The following is a 16394-nucleotide window of genomic DNA, read 5'->3' on the forward strand; positions in this document are numbered from 1 at the left end:
CCGGGACCGTTCACGAAGGGCTTCAGGGTTCTCCGAAACCTGCCTTGACCAGGCCCTCCACATAGGCCACGGCGCGTTCCGCGTCCGGGCCGGACGCTTCCACATGGAGCACCGAACCTTTGCCTGCCCCCAGCGTCATGAGCCCCGTCATGGAGGCGCCGTCGACGCCGTTAACCGTCACCTCGGCGTCGAGCGCGGCAAGGCCGCCGGCGATCTTTGCCGCTGGCCGGGCGTGCATGCCGGCCAGGTTGACGAGCTCAAAGTCGCCGCTCGCGTCCGGAACGGCGGGAGCCGGCGCAGCTACGGAAACTCCTGGCTGCGGGACGCCGGTGCGGGCTTCTCCGGCGTGCGCGGCCCCTGCGGCAACGTGCGCGGCGGAGGGAACATGTTCCTCGTCCTTGGGCCGCGACGCGGGGTAGCCGTGGGTTGCCTCCGCTGCCCGTTTGACCGCGTGGACGCTGGCGCCGCCCTGGGCTGCCACGGCCGCCGCCACGAGGCCTTCCACAATGGGCGCGTCGGCGAGCAGCACCGTATCCGGCGCTTCCGCGAATTCCAGCGCCGACTCGGCGGTCATGACGGCCGATCCGAGGTCTGTGAGCACCACAATGCCCTCGCCGCCGGCGGCGAGTTCCAGGGCGGACATCACCTTTTCAAGGCTGGTGCCGATCCGGCCGTCGGAGGTTCCGCCGGCCGGAACCATCATCACGTCCGGCGCCATCTGCGCTGCCAGTTCCACGGCGCCGTCGGCGATCTTTTCACTATGGGAAACCACAACGATGCGCACTGTCACGCGGCGGCCCCCGCTGCGGCACGCAGGATCAGAGCGCTCGAGGCGGCCCCGGGCTGTCTCTTATACACATCTAGATGTGTATAAGAGACAGGCCCTGCCCTTGCGTGCCACGAGGGGATCGGTGGCCACGGCCCCTGCTTCTGCGGCTTCCGCCGCGGCAATCAGCACGGCAAGGGTGTCGCCGTCGGCGGCCGCTGCGGCGGCGGCTTCGACGGCGGGAGTCCAGGCATCGACCATGGTCTTGTCGCCGGACTCCGCCTTGCCCCGGGCCACGATGCCGTCCCGTGCGGCGCCCAGCGCCGCGGCGAGCGCCGCGGCATCGATGTAGGCGGCGTCGCCAAGCGCGGTGCCTGTCTCTTATACACATCTAGGAACGCCGTGCCGTAGAGCGGACCGGCGGCCCCGCCCACCTTGGACATCAACGCCATGGCCGTCAGCTTGAGCGCAGCCCCCGGGGTTTCCGGCGGGGATTCTGCCAGCTTGTCCAAGACCGCTTGGAAGCCGCGATCCATGTTCTCCCCGTGATCCGAGTCGCCGATGGCCCTGTCCAGTTCAATGAGTTCCACCCTGTGCTCCGCCATCGCCTGAGCGGAGAGCGTCAGCCATTTCACGGCCCAGTTGACGTCCAGCCCCACGGCTACACGCCCCAGCGCAGGGCGGGGGTGTGCACGGGGGCATCCCAGAGGGCAGTCAGTTCGTCATCGAGCCGGAGTACCGAGATGGAGCAGCCCTGCATTTCCAGTGCTGTGATGTAGTTCCCGACGAGGGAGCGCTCCACGGTGGCTCCCCGGTCCGACAGGACCTGCGCGGCCCGACGATAGACAATGTAGAGCTCGCTCAGCGGCGTCCCGCCCATGCCGTTGACGAACAGAAGGACCTTGTCTCCGGAGGCCACCCCGAGATCGCCGAGTATGGGTTCGAGCAGGCGGTCGGTGATGCCGTCGGCTCCCTCCATGGCGATCCGGTGCCGCCCTGGCTCACCGTGGATTCCGATGCCGATCTCGATCTCGTCGTCCTTGAGGTCGAAACTCGGCGAGCCCGCATGCGGGACGGTGCATGCGGAGAGCGCGACACCCATGGTCCGCACATTCTGGTTCACCCGGTCCCCGATGGCCGCAACGGCATCGAGGTCATCGCCCCGCTCAGCCGCGGCGCCGGCAATCTTCTCGACCAGGACCGTGCCGCCAACGCCCCGGCGACCGGCAGTGTAGAGGGAGTCCTCAACGGCGACGTCATCATTGACCAGTACCGTGCGAACCTCCACGCCCTCTGCCTGTGCCATCTCCGCGGCCGTCTCGAAATTGAGGACGTCGCCGGTGTAGTTCTTGACGATGTGGACCACTCCTGCGCCGGAGTTGACGGCGAGTGTGGCCGGGATGATCTGGTCCGGGGTGGGTGACGTGAAGACGGCGCCGGGCACAGCGGCGTCGAGCATTCCCAACCCGACGAATCCGGCGTGGAGGGGCTCGTGCCCGCTGCCGCCGCCGGATACCAGGCCTACTTTCCCCGCCACGGGGGCATCCCGGCGGGTAACGAACTTCGGATCTGCGTTGACTGTCACGAGGTCGGCATGGGCGAGCCCAAATCCTTCCACTGATTCGTCCACCACAGCGCGGGGGTCATTGATGAGCTTTTTCACGGCCGGGCTCCTGGGCTCTCGGTACTTCGATATTGACATCGGTCAAGATGTGATTTGACCCTACTACCGGGACCCGGCCTTCGGTAGCTCTGGTGACCGCCATGTGCGGAAACCCCGGCGGGCAGTCGCTGCAACAGCGCGGGAACAGCGGAAGGGACAGCCCCCAATGACTGTCCCTTCCGGCGTTCCCGAAAGTTTATCCAGCAAATGTACAAAAAGAAAGATCCTGTTGAGGGAACGTTGAGCGGATCTTGATTCGTTCCAGCGGGAAATCCGCACTACCGCTGGCACTATGGCGTCGATAGACGGTCACTGGACCGGCAAATCCGCGTAGCGGGGGTACCCTCAATGAACTCGAAACGTCCCTTTCAGGGGGCCGCCGCCCTGCTGATCGCCGCCTTCGCCGTCGGCACCGCCGCGCTGCTGTGGCTCATGGTCTCCACAGAGGTTCCGGTGACCGCCCACTCCCCCAGCCGGGGGATCATCCTCGGGCTGTGGAGCGTCCTCTACGTGGCCGATGCGCCGTCGGCGTGGCTGTTGGCGGCGGCGATCGCCGTCGCGCTTCTGCTGATTGCCGGGGTGGCGCTCACAGAGCGGCTGGTGGCCACCCGTGCGCGGCGCTCGGCAAGCCCCGCCCAGCCGCTGGCTCCGCGGCTGGTGATGGCGGCAACGCGGGGTGCCTACGCCGGCCCGCTGACCGTGACCGTGCTCATTCCGGCCCACAATGAGGCCGTTTCGCTGCCGTCAACGCTGTCGTCGCTCCTGACGCAATCACGGCCGCCGGACCGGGTGATCGTCGTCGCGGACAACTGCACCGACGCAACCGCGGAAGTGGCCCGCCGGGCCGGAGTCGAAGTCTTCGAATCGGAGGGCAATACGCAGAAGAAGGCCGGCGCCCTGAACCAAGCCCTGAAACAACTCCTCCCCCGGCAGGGCGACAACGACCTTGTCATGGCCATGGACGCCGACACCGTGCTCGACGACGGTTTCCTGGCGGCCGCGGCCGGGCGGTTCACGAGGGACCGTGCCCTGATGGCACTCGGCGGCCTGTTTTACGGGGAACAGGGGCACGGGCTGATCGGCCAGTTCCAGCGCAATGAGTACATCAGGTATGCCCGGGACATGCGTCGCCGGCGGGGCAGGGTCTTTGTGCTGACGGGGACGGCCTCCATATTCCGGCCGGCGGCGCTGCGGGCTGTGGCCGAATACCGCGGCCCTTCCCTGCCAGGCGTTCACGGCGACGTCTACGACACTGCCGCACTGACCGAAGACAACGAGCTGACCATCGCTTTGAAGTCCCTCGGCGCGCTCATGGTGTCTCCCGCGGAGTGCACGGTAGTCACGGAGCTCATGCCCACCTGGCGCACGCTGTGGGCCCAGCGCCTCCGGTGGCAGCGTGGTGCATTGGAGAACCTCGGCGCGTACGGGTTCACTCCGCAGACGGCACGGTACTGGGCCCAGCAGTTCTGCCTGGGCTACGGCGTCATCGCCCTGAGTTCGTACCTGCTGCTCATAGCCCTGATGGCACTCGCCCAGGACACCTGGATCTGGTTCCCGTTCTGGCTGGGGCTGGGCGTGCTGTTCTCAGCCGAGCGGGTGATCACCGCGTGGCCCGGGGGCTGGCGGGCGCGGCTCCTGGCCCTCACCGTCTTCCCCGAGCTGGTGTTCGACATGTTCCTCAACGTTGCCTACGTCAAGGGCATCATTGACATTTCCCTGGGCCGGCAGGCCAGCTGGAAGCACATCACACGCCAGGGGCCGTCCCTACCGGCGCAGGAAGTCTCGGCCCCGGCGAAGGTGGGCTGAGCGGTGATGACTGGATTCGGCCCGACCCCTGCGGGGCTGCTCCTGCCGGAGCCGCTTCTCTATTCGGACTGGTTCGCCATGATGGCTGCGTTCGTCGCCGTGAACACGGTGATGTACGCGGCGCTGGCCGTCGCCAAAATCCTGCCGAGGCTCCACCCTCCGGAGTGGAGGCGCGGGCAGCGGTCCGAGACCCGCAGCATCTATCCGGAAGGCCACCCGGAGGCCGGGGAGATTCCTAGAGGGTTTTGATCATCCGGGTGTTGCCGAGGGTGTTCGGCTTGACCCGGGCCAGATCCAGGAATTCGGCCACGCCCTCGTCATGCGAGCGGAGGAGTTCGGAGTACACCTGGGGGTCCAGCGCCGACTGGTCGGCCATCACTTCGAAGCCGTGCCGCTTGAAGAAGTCCACCTCGAACGTCAGGCAGAACACCCGCGAGACACCGAGCGCCGCGGCTTCCTCCAGCAGGCTCTCGACGAGGACGTGGCCCACGCCCTTCCCCCGCCAGGCATCCGAGGCTGCCAGCGTGCGGACCTCCGCGAGGTCCTCCCACATGACGTGAAGGGCGCCGCAGCCGATCACCTCTCCGTCAGCCGACTCCGCGATCCGGAACTCCTGCAGGCTCTCGTAGTACGCCACCGTCTCCTTGGCCATCAGGATCCGTTGGTCGGCCAGGGGCGCCACGAGTCTCTTGATGGCAGCCACGTCACTGGTGCGTGCGGGGCGAATAGAGAAGGCGTCAGTCACAGCCCCCATCTTACGGCGACCGCCTCCACGACCCAGCCCACCCGCAGCGGCCGCGCCGTCTCACCTCCGACTCACCTCCGGCTCGGAGACTGCGACATTTACCGCGTGCTCGCTCGTTCCTCGCTTAGACGCACGCTACGTAAATGCCCCAGCCTCCTTCGCCTCGTGCCGTACCGCACCTTGGGTCCTTGGCCGGTCCGGCCCCAACCCTTCCCGGCGTTTGGCAACGTGCGCTTGAGCGGCGACCTGATCAGGCATTTGTGTAGGCGCCGTCTAAGCGAGGAACGAGCGAGGCGCCGGCAAATGGCTGTCCGGTCGCTGCGGAGGTGACCACGGACGGCGAGCCCGAGGTGACCACGGTTGGGTAGCAGGAGGTGGCGGGGGTGGTTTAGAGGCCGAGTTCGGGGGGTAGCGGGAGCTCCTTGCCCAGGACGTTCCTGGCGAGGAAGTGCTCCACTACGCCGTACCAGACCTTGGCGTGCTGCGGCTGCAGGATCCAGTGGTTCTCGTCCGGGTAGAACAGGAACCGGTGGCTGGTCTGGCCGTTCTCGTCGGCGGCGAGCTGGGATTTGGAGAGCAGTTCGTACCAGAGCCGCAGGCCTTCGCCGATGGGCACGCGGTAGTCCTTGTCGCCGTGGATCACCAGCATGGGCGTCCGGATGTTCTCCACGTGGAGGTGCGGTGAGTTCTCCAGCTCCATCTCCGCCGTCATTTCCTTGAGCCAGTACTGGGACGCGTCCGTTGTGGGTCCGAACTGGTCCAGTGCCCAGAGGCTGGCATGCGTCACGATCGCTTTGAACCGGTCCGTCTGGCCGGCCACCCAGTTGGCCATGTAACCTCCGAAGGACCCGCCCATCGCGGCCGTCCGGCTTTCGTCAATGTCCGGCCGCTGCACCACCGAATCCGTGACCGCCATCAGGTCCGTGTAGGGCGCCTTGCCCCAGCTGCCCCAGCCCCGCTGGATGTACGACTGGCCGTAGCCCGTGGACAGGGCAGGGTCCGGCAACAGGACGGCGTAGCCCTTGGCCGTCAGCAGCCAGGGGTTCCAGCGCCAGGTCCACGCGTTCCAGGACCCCAGCGGCCCGCCGTGGATCCACAGCAGCAGGGGGGCGGGGCTGTCCGCCGACGCCCCTGCCGGCAGCGCCAGGTAGGCGGGAACGCGCGCGCCGTCGGCCGCCGTCGTCTCCACCCGTTCCAGCGAGCCCGCAAACTGCGGGCGCTCAGCCGGCCCCGGCAATCTGGTGACGCCCCCGGTGGCCAGATCGATGCGCACGGGCTCCGGCGGGAATTCGTAGGAGCTGCGGAGCGCGTAGGCGCCCGCGCCGTCCGGTGAAACCACAACGTCGGTGTAGGCCGCCGCGTCCGGCGTCACCCGGGCGACGCTCCCCTGTGCGGCTCCTGCCGCAGCGGTGACGCTGAAAACGGGCGACGCGCCGTCGTCGTCCGCGGTGACCAGGAGGGCCGAGCTGTCCGGGAGCCAGGACTGGGCGTGCGCCCAGCGGTCCCAGTCGTGAGCCAGGGGCGTGAGGTCCTCCACACCGGCCGGGCCGGAAACGTCGAGAAGATGGAGCTTGACCTGCGGGGCCTCCTGCGGCGTGGTGTCGCTTTCGCTGACGACGGCCAGGAACCTCCCGTCCGGGCTGACGGGCCCCGGGAAGTAGCTCATCCCTTCGCGGTCGAGGAGGACCCGCTGCGTGCCGGTGGCGACGTCCACCGCGACGAGGACGGAGCGCAGGTCAGCTTTGGCCAACGGCTTGGCGAAGCTCGTGTAGATGGTTTTTCCGTCCGGGCTGATGACCGACTCGGCCTCACGGAGCCTGGATCCCGCCGCTGGCGTGAGGTTCCTGAGCTTCAGCGGCGCGGCGCTGTCCACAGTGCCGGGTTTGCCGGGTTCCTTCTCCGTCCCGGGTTCCACGGCGAACAGCCGCGGCTGGGCGGGGCCGAGGTCAGCGTCCCAGTACCGGACGGGGTATTCGCTGTGCAGGATGGCCGCCACCTTGTTGTCCTTGCGGCTCTTGCGGCGTTCGGCGTCGCTGTCTTCGTCCGTGGAACCCGCGAGGACGGCGGCAACCACGAAGGCCGCGTCCGCGTCCCTCGCCGTCATCACCTTTTCCACTCCGCCGGGCCTCGACAGCACCACCCGGGCCTCCCCGCCGTCGGCCGGCAGCAGCCAAAGGGCAGTCACGGAATCGCTGTCACTGTCAGCGTTTCCGGTGTTCTCCGGGTCGGGGCGGGCGGACGTGAAGTAGACGTCGCCGTTGGCCGCGAACGCGGCACCGGCCTCGCCCTTGGCGCTGCGGGTGATGCGGCGGGCCTGCTTCTGCCCCGCAGGATCGACCTCCCACAGCAACGCGACCGGCCCTGCCCCGCAAGACCGGCCGCGCCCGGGGCCGGTTAAGGGGGTCAGGGCCGGTTGAGAGGGTCAGGGCCGGCCAAACGGGCGAAGGCCGGTTATGGGGATGGGGGCGGGCAACGCAGAAGCCCCGCCTGCTCCCTTGCGGGGCGGGCGGGGCTTCCTGGTCGCTGGAGTGCGGTTCGAGCCTAGGCGCTCGGGGCGATTTCCGGAATGCGCGGCTTGGCGTTGCCGGCGAAGGTGAACTTGGCGTCGTCGCCTTCGCCGTCCACATCCACCACCACGATGTCACCGGAGTGCAGCTCGCCGAACAGGATCTTCTCCGAGAGCTGGTCCTCGATCTCGCGCTGGATGGTGCGGCGCAGCGGCCGGGCACCCATGGCGGGATCGTAACCGCGGGTGGCCAGGAGGACCTTGGCGGCCTTGGTCAGCTCGATGCCCATGTCCTTGTCCTTGAGGCGCTTCTCCAGGCGCGTCACGAACATGTCCACGATCTCGATGATCTCGTCCTGCGTCAGCTGCGGGAACACCACGACGTCGTCAACACGGTTCAGGAACTCGGGGCGGAAGTGCTGCTTGAGCTCCTCTGTGACCCGGGCCCGCATCCGGTTGTAACCGGTCTGGGTGTCGGTGCCGGACTGGAAGCCGGTGGCAACGCTCTTGGAGATGTCCCGGGTGCCCAGGTTGGTGGTCATGATGATCACGGTGTTCTTGAAGTCCACCACGCGGCCCTGGGAGTCGGTCAGCCGGCCGTCTTCCAGGATCTGGAGCAGTGAGTTGAAGAGGTCCGCGTGGGCCTTTTCCACTTCGTCGAACAGGACCACGGAGAACGGACGGCGGCGGACCTTCTCGGTCAGCTGCCCGCCCTCTTCGTAGCCCACGTAGCCCGGAGGGGCACCGAAGAGCCGCGACACCGTGTGCTTCTCCGAGTATTCGGACATGTCCAGGGTGATCAGAGCGTCTTCTTCACCGAACAGGAATTCGGCGAGGGCCTTGGCGAGCTCGGTCTTGCCGACTCCCGTGGGGCCGGCGAAGATGAACGAACCGCCGGGGCGCTTCGGGTCCTTCAGTCCTGCGCGGGTGCGGCGGATGGCCTGGGACAGGGCCCTGATGGCCTCGTTCTGGCCGACGACGCGCTTGTGCAGTTCGTCTTCCATCTTCAGCAGTCGCGAGGACTCTTCCTCGGTCAGCTTGAACACCGGGATGCCCGTCGAGTTGGCGAGGACTTCGGCAATTAGGTCCTCGTCCACCTCGGAGATGTCGTCCATGCCGCCGGTCTTCCAGTGGCGTTCCTTCTCCGAACGCTCCGTGATGAGCTTCTGCTCCTTGTCACGCAGCGCAGCAGCACCCTCGAAGTCCTGCGCGTCAATCGCGGACTCCTTCTCCATCTTCAGCTCGGAGATGCGTTCGTCCATCTCCTTCAGCTCCGGCGGAGCTGTCATGCGGCGGATGCGGAGCCGGGCACCGGCTTCGTCGATGAGGTCGATCGCCTTGTCCGGCAGGAAGCGGTCCGAAATGTAGCGCTCGGAGAGGTTCGCTGCCGAGGCGAGGGCGCCGTCGGTAATGGTGACCCGGTGGTGCGCCTCGTAGCGGTCGCGCAGCCCCTTGAGGATCTCGATCGCGTGAGCGACCGACGGCTCCTTCACCTGGATGGGCTGGAAGCGGCGCTCCAGTGCAGCATCCTTCTCGATGTGCTTGCGGTACTCATCCAGCGTGGTGGCGCCGATGGTCTGCAGCTCACCGCGGGCCAGCATCGGCTTCAGGATCGAGGCCGCATCGATGGCGCCTTCCGCGGCACCGGCACCCACAAGGGTGTGGATTTCATCGATGAAGAGGATGATGTCGCCGCGGGTGCGGATCTCCTTGAGCACCTTCTTCAGGCGCTCTTCGAAGTCGCCGCGGTAGCGGGAGCCGGCCACGAGGGACCCGAGGTCCAGCGTGTACAGCTGCTTGTCCTTGATGGTCTCCGGGACGTCGCCGCGGACGATCGCCTGGGCCAGGCCTTCGACGACGGCGGTCTTGCCGACCCCGGGCTCGCCGATAAGCACCGGGTTGTTCTTGGTGCGGCGGGAAAGGACCTGCATGACGCGTTCCATTTCGGATTCGCGCCCGATGACGGGGTCCAGCTTGTTCTCGCGGGCGGCCTGGGTCAGGTTCCGGCCGAACTGGTCCAGGACAACCGAGCCGGCAGGTGTGCCTTCAGCCTGTCCGGGGCCGACGCCTGCGCCGGTGGTTTCCTTGCCCTGGTAGCCGGAAAGCAGCTGAATGACCTGCTGGCGGACGCGGTTGAGGTCCGCACCGAGCTTGACCAGCACCTGGGCCGCAACACCCTCACCCTCGCGGATGAGTCCCAGCAGGATGTGCTCCGTGCCGATGTAGTTGTGGCCCAGCTGCAGGGCCTCGCGCAGCGACAGCTCCAGCACCTTCTTTGCACGCGGGGTGAAGGGGATGTGGCCGGAGGGCGCCTGCTGGCCCTGGCCGATGATCTCCTGCACCTGCTCGCGGACGCCGTCGAGCGAAATGCTCAAGGACTCAAGAGCTTTGGCGGCAACACCCTCACCCTCATGGATCAGACCCAAGAGGATGTGTTCGGTACCAATGTAATTGTGGTTCAGCATGCGTGCCTCTTCTTGGGCAAGCACAACTACGCGACGGGCACGGTCCGTAAATCGCTCAAACATTTCGCCACACTCCTAGCTACGACGTACTTTGATGCTACGTGGGAGATCCAGACTTGGGGAGCTTGTTCGCCACAGGGGAAACCGTGACGCTTGCGCCGACTCCGCACCCGGCCGCCGGAACCGGCCGTGCGCTGCCCAAAACGTCTCCTCGGGCGTCCTCGCTGCCCCGCGCCGCCCGCCCGCGCATTGCGTTCCCTTCGGCGGCAATACCGGCCCGGAATAACAGCTGATGGCTTCGTCACATTTACGGATATGGCCGATGATGAAGATCCGGTATTCGCGAGCTGGCGGATTACTCCGCCCGGCAGATGATTCCGCCAAGAGGGGACGGCGGCCGCTTATGGCGGCGGGAAAGAACCCCGGGCTTAAAGGATGGCGCCCCCGGTAAACACCGGAGGCGCCGTTCTTATGCTCAGAGTCCCAGCGGACTAGGAATTTGCCTTTTGGTAGGCTTCCTGAATTTCAGCCTGGATGCGGCCGCGGCTATTAACCGTGTATCCGTGGTCCCGCGCCCACTGCCGTATCTGCGCCGAGTCCTGGTTGCGTCCGCCCGATGTCTTGGTGCGGGCGGGGCGGCCGCTGGACGTTTTGCGGCCAGCGGAAACAAAGCGTTCCAGCGCGGACCGCAGTTCTGAAGCATTGGCGGATGACAAGTCAATTTCGTAACTCACACCATCCAGCCCAAAGCGGACAGTTTCGTCCGCCGATCCCCCATCCAGATCGTCCACGAGGACGATATTAACTTTCTGTGCCATGAAAATTCTCTCTTTTGGAAAGGGTCCTGAATCCAGAAAAGCAGGATGTAACTATTGAAGTATCTCCCGCATTAAGGCAACGCGTCAAAACGCGCAATGGTTCCCTGTGGAAAGCACCCGGAAAGAATGTTGCCTGCTATTTGTCTGATTCCTGTCTCTTATACACATCTAGATGTGTATAAGAGACAGCGTCCGTGGCCGGACCCGGCCGGGGTCCGGCAGCCGCCGGCCCGGCACTCGTCGGCCCGGCGGCAGGCCCGGCGGGCCCGGAAGCGCCGGCGGGCACGGACCCTGTCTCTTATACACATCTAGATGTGTATAAGAGACAGGGCCTCGGCCTGGCGCTCGGACTTGTCAGCGTTAAAGATCGACTTCATGGCGAACCAGAAAAGCAGGCCCACCACGAGCGAGGGCAGCAGTACGGCTACGTAGTCCACGGTCAGTGCCCCTCGGGCTTCAGCAGCGGGAAGAGGATGGTCTCGCGGATGCCGGCGCCGGTGAACAGCATCACGAGGCGGTCGATGCCGAGGCCGATGCCGCCCATGGGCGGCGCCCCGTACTCGAGGGCACGGAGGAAGTCCTCGTCCAGCTGCATTGCCTCGACGTCGCCGGCGGCCGCGTGCCGGGACTGCTCGGTGAGCCGTTCCCGCTGGATGACGGGGTCGATGAGTTCGGAGAAGGCGGTGCCGCGCTCCATGCCGCCGATGATGAGGTCCCAGGCCTCGATGAGGCGGCCGTCCTCGCGGTGCGGGCGGGCCAGCGGCTGGGCCGACGGTGGGTAGTCGTACACGAACGTGGGGTTCAGCAGCGTGGGCTCCACGATCTCGCCGAACAGCTCCACGGCCAGCTTCTCGGCGTCCCACTTCGGGTCCACCTTGACGTCGTGCTTCTCCGCCACCGCGCGAAGTTCCTCCAGCGGGGTGTCCGGGGTGATCTCCTGGCCAACGGCTTCGGAAAGGCCCGGGTACACGGCCAGCCAGGCCCAGTCGCCGTCGAGGTTGATCTCGCCGGCATCGGTCTGCAGGGTGCGTCCGGCGCCCACGGCGTCCGCGGCGTCGAGGATGATCTCTTTGATGCGGTCTGCCATGACGAACTGGTCAGCCCAGGCCTCGTAGCATTCGAGGGTGGTGAATTCGGGGCTGTGGGTTGAGTCCACGCCCTCGTTGCGGAATACGCGGCCCATGTCGTAGACCCGGTCGATGCCGCCCACCACTGCGCGCTTGAGGTAGAGCTCGGTGGCGATGCGGAGGGTCATTTTCTGGTCGAACGCGTTCATGTGCGTTTCAAACGGCCGCGCCAGGGCGCCGCCGTGGACCAGCTGGAGGATGGGGGTCTCCACCTCCACGTAGTTGTGGCGGTACAGGCTTTCACGGATGGAGCGGGTGATGGCCGCGCGGGTGTAGACCATCTCGCGTGCCTCATCGCGGACCATCAGGTCCACGTAGCGCTGGCGGACGCGGGTTTCCTCGTTCAGCCCCGCGTGCAGCACCGGCAGCGGGCGCAGTGCCTTGGACGCCATGGACCAGGACTCCGCCATGACGGAGAGCTCGCCGCGGCGGGAGGAGATGACCTCGCCCTTGATGAAGACGTGGTCGCCCAGGTCCACCAGGGCCTTCCAGTCCGCGAGCGCCTCTTCGCCGACGTTGGCGAGGCTGAGCATGGCCTGCAGCCGAGTGCCCTTGCCGTCCACGCCGCCTTCCTGCAGCGTGGCGAAGCAGAGCTTGCCGGTGTTCCGGACAAACACCACGCGTCCGGTGATTCCGACGACGTCCCCGGTGGTCTCGTCGGCTTCCAAGTGCGAGTATTTTTCCCGGATCTCGCTGAGTGAATGCGTGCGCTCAACACCCACCGGATATGCCTCGGCCCCGCGTTCAATCAGCTTGGCGCGCTTTTCCATGCGGATGCGCATCTGTTCGCTGGCGTCGACCGGCTCTGGGGCATTCTTGGGGGCAGGGGTGTTTTGGGAAGTCACAATCATCAAGTTTACCGGGACTTCGCGTACCCGGCTTTCGGGGCCGCCGATGCGCCGGCGGCCGCTGCCGGATTCCTGTCAGGAGCGGGGCATAGACTCTCGCTGTGGAGACGTGGACCTGTCTCTTATACACATCTAGATGTGTATAAGAGACAGGCGGCGGCCAGCTTGAGGTGCATTCCTTCCGGCCTGCGGGCCTCGCGGTAACGCACGGCGGCTCCCCCGCCGCCGGTGACCCGCCCGCGCCGGCGGCGCCCGGCTGTCTCTTATACACATCTAGATGTGTATAAGAGACAGGCACTGTACCGTCCGTTCGCCCGCAACCTGAGTCTCCTGCTGAGCCGGCCGGTGCACTGCTACAACCGCAGGGGCAGGGCCGGGTCTGCGCAGCAGCCGGACGGTTACTCGTTGGCCACCGAGATCAGCGACCTCGCGGCCGTCATGCGGGCGACGGGATCAGAGGATGTGGTGGCCCACAGCTACGGCGGCTTTGTGGCTCTTCAGGCGGCGCGCGGCATTCCGTTCCGGCGGCTCGTGACCTATGACGCCGCGGTGTCGCTGTCCGGAAACCTGGGCCGCCGCTGGCGTCCGGAGCTGGAGCAGGCCATGACGGCGGGGCAGCTGGACCACGCCTGGGCACTTCTGGTGCACGGCCTGGAGACCGCGGGGCCGGTCTCCCACCTGCCGCTCGGGGCACTCCGGATGCTGAGCATCCTGTCCGCGCGGACCAGCCTCGGCGCCGAGATGCGGGAGCTGCTGCCGACTGCCGTCAGGGAAATGCGGGCCGTGCTGGACACCGACGCCCGCCCGGACGATTTCGTGGGAGTGTCCACACCCACGCTCATGCTCAGCGGCGGCTGGAGCCCAGGATATTTTGCCGACATGGGGCGCCAGCTGGCCGCGGCAGTTCCGGCGATCGAGTTCGGCGTGGTTCCGGGCCAGCTGCACGAGGGTCCCATCCGCCCCGGGAAGCGCCTGGCCATCAGGATGGCGCGCTTCCTTGACGGCACCGACGGCAGGCTGCGTCGCTAAGCATGCAGCCGCCGGGCATCGGGTCACCACCGGGCCGGCGCTCGGGCGGGCCGGGCTGTCAGCGGGGCCCGGCCTCGGCTAGGCTCGGAGCATGACGCGCGAGATCATCAGCACACCCGACGACGGCAAACTTGAGCTGTTCACCACGGGCGCGGAGCTCGCATCGGCGGGTTCCGGCGTCGTCGTCGTCACGGCCTCCATGGTGACGGCCGCCGACTACACCCGCTTCGCCCAGAAGCTCAGCGCCGAACTGGGCCGCCCGGTCCACACCTTCAACCGCCGGGGCCGCGGCGAATCGTCCGAGCAGCCTGCGGATTACACGCTGGACGTCGACATCCGCGACCTCGATGCGGTGATGAAGCACACGTCCAGCACGGACGTTTTCGGCCACAGTTTCGGCGGCGCCGTGGCGATTCACGCGGCACGGACCCTCCCCGTGGAGCGGCTCGCCGTCTATGACCCCGCCGTTTCCGTCAACCACAGCGTCAAGGCTGACTGGACCACAGAATATGAGCGCGCGACGGCGGCCGGAGACGATGACCGCGCCCTCGCCGTCTTGCAGCGGGGGCTTGAGGCCGGCGGGGCGTTCTCGTCGCGCATGCCGCTGTCCATGCTGACCCTGGCCAACAAGCTCACGGCCGGCACGTCGGTCGGCAAGCAGCAGCGCGAGATGATGCGCACCGGCGTCCGTGAGATCAAGGCCATCATCGCCGCGGACATGCCGGCGGAGCCGTTCCTGGAACTGCCGCTGGAGACGCTCATCATTGTGGGCGAGAAGAGCCCTGCCTATTTCGGCGTGGCCTGCGGCCAGATCCACGACGTCCTGTCCGGCTCCAGCTACACCATCCTGCCGGGCTTCGGGCACGACGGCGTCAACCGCGCACCGGACAAGCTCATCACGGAACTCAGCGACTTCTTCGCCGGCTGAGCCTGCCCCCTACCACGGCGCGAACAGGCAGATAATGCCCTCAAAATGAGGATTTGCGGGCATTATCTGGCGGTTCGCGCTCAGCGGGAGGGGCTTAAGTGCCCGTTCGCGTTTAGTGGGCCGCTGCTCCTGATGCGGCGCCGGACGTCTTGCGCATCATGGCGGACAGAACGACGGCGGCTACTGCGATGATGGTGGCCGTCAGGAACGCGGCGTTCATCCCGGCGACGAGCCCGGATCCTGCCGAGACCACGGCGAAGATGGACACCAGCAGCGCCGTGCCGGCGGCACCGGCAACCTGCTGCAGGGTGCTCATGATGGCGGACCCGTGCGAGTACAGGTGCGGAGGCAGCGGATTCAGCCCGGTGGTGAAGGCCGGCGTGAACAGCAGGGCGAGCCCCAGGCTCAAGCCGACGTGCAGTGCGATGATCCACCACACCGGCGTGCTGGCGTTCAGCATCGAGAACTGCCACAGCGCCAGCACCATCAGGGACGATCCCGACACCGTGAGCGGCAAGGGGCCCACTTTGTCGAACAGCCGGCCGATTACCGGTCCGAGCAGGCCCATGGCGAGGCCGCCGGGCAGCAGGGCCAGGCCGGTTTCGAGGGACTTCAGCCCGCGGATTTCCTGCAGGTACAAGGGAAGCAGGATGACGGCGCCAAACAGCGCCACCATGGCCACCACCATGAGCAGCACGGACACCGTGAACATGCGGAAGTTGAACGCCCTCAGGTCCAGCAGCGGGGCTTCGGACTTCTGCAGCTGGAGCTGGCGCAGCACGAACGCGACGAGTCCGGCTACGCCGATGACCAGGGCCGCCACGGCGATCGTGCTCGCTCCGCCGTCGCCGCCGTGGCTTCCGCCGATCTGGCTTAGGCCGTATACCAGGCCGCCAAATGCGGGGATGGTCAGCACCACCGACACGAAATCGAGCTTGGATTTCTCTGTTTCGCCGACGTTAGTCAGGAACCTGGCACCGATCGCCAGCGCCGCCAGCGCGATGGGCAGGACGAAGACAAACATGAAGCGCCACGAGAAGTGTTCCAGGATCAGGCCTGAAACCGTGGGACCCATGGCCGGCGCCACGGAGATGGCGATGCTGACGTTGCCCATGACAGCCCCGCGGCGTGCCAGCGGAACCAGGGTCAGGATGGTGGTCATCAGCAGGGGAAGCATGATGGCGGTGCCGCCGGCCTGGACGATTCGCGCCAGCAGGAGGACTTCGAAGCCGGGCGCGGCAGCGGCGAGTGCGGTTCCGCCGGCGAAGAGGCCCATGGCCAGCAGGAAGACGGCGCGCGTGGAGAGCCGCTGCAGGATGAATCCGGTGGTGGGGATCACCACCGCCATGGTCAGCATGAAGCCCGTGGAAAGCCATTGCACCGTGGGGGCGTCCACTCGCAGGTCCACCATGAGCCGCTGCAGGGCAACGTTCATGATGGTCTCGTTGAGGATCACCACGAAGGTGGCCACGAGCAGTGTGACGATGACGGTCACGGACTCGCGGGACATCTTGTCGGCCGGCAGGGTCCCGGTCGGGGCTGCACTGGCCGGCTGCTTCGTTGCTGGAGCCGCTCCGGCGGGCTGGTTCAACGCGGCGTCTGGCTCGCGCACGGGTTCACCGTGGGAGTTTGACGTGACTTCGGTAGACATGGAGAGACCCTCGCGGAGTTGGGAGTGATGGCTTGCGGACAC

At 66.7% G+C, this 16394-nt stretch carries 15 protein-coding genes and 1 pseudogene; 6 read left to right on the forward strand and 10 right to left on the reverse strand.

Going from position 1 to position 16394, the window contains the following annotated elements; genetic code table 11:
• Positions 1–22 precede the first annotated feature (22 nt).
• The 3 genes and pseudogenes from dhaM to dhaK form a co-directional block, all read right to left on the reverse strand.
• Positions 23–790: a dihydroxyacetone kinase phosphoryl donor subunit DhaM gene (dhaM, locus tag B1A87_RS17090; RefSeq protein ID WP_078027409.1), complete on the reverse strand. Its 768-nt coding sequence runs from the start codon at positions 788–790 to the stop codon at positions 23–25.
• Positions 787–1425 (reverse strand): annotated as a pseudogene (dhaL, locus tag B1A87_RS17095) (dihydroxyacetone kinase subunit DhaL). The gene dhaM and the pseudogene dhaL overlap by 4 nt, the downstream one beginning before the upstream one ends.
• Before the next feature lie 2 nt (positions 1426–1427).
• Positions 1428–2429 (reverse strand): dihydroxyacetone kinase subunit DhaK, encoded by a 1002-nt coding sequence (dhaK, locus tag B1A87_RS17100; RefSeq protein ID WP_078027411.1) that lies wholly within the window; start codon positions 2427–2429, stop codon positions 1428–1430.
• Positions 2430–2777: 348 nt separating this feature from the next.
• Here dhaK and B1A87_RS17105 point away from each other — a divergent pair, with 348 nt between their 5' ends.
• Together B1A87_RS17105 and B1A87_RS17110 are read left to right on the forward strand one after the other, a co-directional pair.
• A complete protein-coding gene (locus B1A87_RS17105) occupies positions 2778–4235 on the forward strand; it encodes a glycosyltransferase family 2 protein (RefSeq protein WP_078027412.1) in 1458 nt (485 codons plus the stop codon).
• Positions 4236–4241: 6 nt separating this feature from the next.
• Positions 4242–4484, forward strand: coding sequence for a hypothetical protein (locus B1A87_RS17110; protein ID WP_260680911.1), 243 nt, complete (start codon positions 4242–4244; stop codon positions 4482–4484).
• Here the strand turns inward: B1A87_RS17110 and B1A87_RS17115 are convergent.
• The 4 genes from B1A87_RS17115 to B1A87_RS17130 all read right to left on the reverse strand — a co-directional run bounded on the left by B1A87_RS17115 (position 4471) and on the right by B1A87_RS17130 (position 10769).
• On the reverse strand, positions 4471–4989 hold the full coding sequence (locus B1A87_RS17115) for an amino-acid N-acetyltransferase (protein WP_078027413.1): 519 nt from the start codon (positions 4987–4989) through the stop codon (positions 4471–4473). The two genes, B1A87_RS17110 and B1A87_RS17115, sit on opposite strands and share 14 nt — an antisense overlap.
• Positions 4990–5368: 379 nt before the next feature.
• On the reverse strand, positions 5369–7330 hold the full coding sequence (locus B1A87_RS17120; RefSeq protein ID WP_260680912.1) for a prolyl oligopeptidase family serine peptidase: 1962 nt from the start codon (positions 7328–7330) through the stop codon (positions 5369–5371).
• Between the two features lie 191 nt (positions 7331–7521).
• Entirely contained in the window at positions 7522–10014 is a 2493-nt protein-coding gene (locus B1A87_RS17125) for an ATP-dependent Clp protease ATP-binding subunit (protein WP_078027415.1), read from the reverse strand.
• Between the two features lie 428 nt (positions 10015–10442).
• Positions 10443–10769: an Lsr2 family protein gene (locus B1A87_RS17130; protein ID WP_078027416.1), complete on the reverse strand. Its 327-nt coding sequence runs from the start codon at positions 10767–10769 to the stop codon at positions 10443–10445.
• Between the two features lie 126 nt (positions 10770–10895).
• On the opposite strand from B1A87_RS17130, the gene B1A87_RS17135 reads away from it, so the two are divergent.
• On the forward strand, positions 10896–11081 hold the full coding sequence (locus B1A87_RS17135) for a hypothetical protein (RefSeq protein ID WP_144275856.1): 186 nt from the start codon (positions 10896–10898) through the stop codon (positions 11079–11081).
• Here the strand turns inward: B1A87_RS17135 and B1A87_RS24150 are convergent.
• Both B1A87_RS24150 and lysS read right to left on the reverse strand, forming a co-directional pair.
• Positions 11078–11206 (reverse strand): hypothetical protein, encoded by a 129-nt coding sequence (locus B1A87_RS24150; RefSeq protein WP_260681088.1) that lies wholly within the window; start codon positions 11204–11206, stop codon positions 11078–11080. The two genes, B1A87_RS17135 and B1A87_RS24150, sit on opposite strands and share 4 nt — an antisense overlap.
• Before the next feature lie 2 nt (positions 11207–11208).
• Positions 11209–12747, reverse strand: a complete 1539-nt coding sequence (gene lysS / locus B1A87_RS17140; protein ID WP_078027418.1) for a lysine--tRNA ligase — start codon at positions 12745–12747, stop codon at positions 11209–11211.
• Here lysS and B1A87_RS17145 point away from each other — a divergent pair.
• The 3 genes from B1A87_RS17145 to B1A87_RS17155 all read left to right on the forward strand — a co-directional run bounded on the left by B1A87_RS17145 (position 12730) and on the right by B1A87_RS17155 (position 14701).
• Positions 12730–12948: a hypothetical protein gene (locus tag B1A87_RS17145; RefSeq protein WP_144275857.1), complete on the forward strand. Its 219-nt coding sequence runs from the start codon at positions 12730–12732 to the stop codon at positions 12946–12948. The genes lysS and B1A87_RS17145 overlap by 18 nt on opposite strands.
• A gap of 75 nt (positions 12949–13023) precedes the next feature.
• Complete coding sequence (locus tag B1A87_RS17150) at positions 13024–13773, forward strand: alpha/beta fold hydrolase (RefSeq protein WP_260681069.1); 750 nt, start codon at positions 13024–13026, stop codon at positions 13771–13773.
• A 91-nt stretch (positions 13774–13864) separates the two neighbouring features.
• Positions 13865–14701 (forward strand): alpha/beta fold hydrolase, encoded by an 837-nt coding sequence (locus B1A87_RS17155; RefSeq protein ID WP_144275859.1) that lies wholly within the window; start codon positions 13865–13867, stop codon positions 14699–14701.
• 112 nt (positions 14702–14813) lie between these two features.
• Here the strand turns inward: B1A87_RS17155 and B1A87_RS17160 are convergent, their stop codons facing one another.
• Complete coding sequence (locus B1A87_RS17160; protein WP_078027420.1) at positions 14814–16352, reverse strand: DHA2 family efflux MFS transporter permease subunit; 1539 nt, start codon at positions 16350–16352, stop codon at positions 14814–14816.
• Positions 16353–16394 lie beyond the last annotated feature (42 nt).

Origin of the sequence: Arthrobacter sp. KBS0703, from assembly GCF_002008315.2 — a bacterium.
In the GTDB taxonomy this organism is placed as follows: domain Bacteria; phylum Actinomycetota; class Actinomycetes; order Actinomycetales; family Micrococcaceae; genus Arthrobacter.

Bases quoted from the DNA above. Each gene is read 5' to 3' on its own strand.
- B1A87_RS17115 (WP_078027413.1), bottom strand. From the start codon at position 4,989: ATGGGGGCTGTGACTGACGCCTTCTCTATTCGCCCCGCACGCACCAGT.
- B1A87_RS17105 (WP_078027412.1), top strand. From the start codon at position 2,778: ATGAACTCGAAACGTCCCTTTCAGGGGGCCGCCGCCCTGCTGATCGCC.
- B1A87_RS17110 (WP_260680911.1), top strand. From the start codon at position 4,242: ATGACTGGATTCGGCCCGACCCCTGCGGGGCTGCTCCTGCCGGAGCCG.
- B1A87_RS17135 (WP_144275856.1), top strand. From the start codon at position 10,896: ATGTTGCCTGCTATTTGTCTGATTCCTGTCTCTTATACACATCTAGAT.
- B1A87_RS17125 (WP_078027415.1), bottom strand. From the start codon at position 10,014: ATGTTTGAGCGATTTACGGACCGTGCCCGTCGCGTAGTTGTGCTTGCC.
- B1A87_RS17160 (WP_078027420.1), bottom strand. From the start codon at position 16,352: ATGTCTACCGAAGTCACGTCAAACTCCCACGGTGAACCCGTGCGCGAG.
- lysS (WP_078027418.1), bottom strand. From the start codon at position 12,747: ATGATTGTGACTTCCCAAAACACCCCTGCCCCCAAGAATGCCCCAGAG.
- B1A87_RS17130 (WP_078027416.1), bottom strand. From the start codon at position 10,769: ATGGCACAGAAAGTTAATATCGTCCTCGTGGACGATCTGGATGGGGGA.
- B1A87_RS17155 (WP_144275859.1), top strand. From the start codon at position 13,865: ATGACGCGCGAGATCATCAGCACACCCGACGACGGCAAACTTGAGCTG.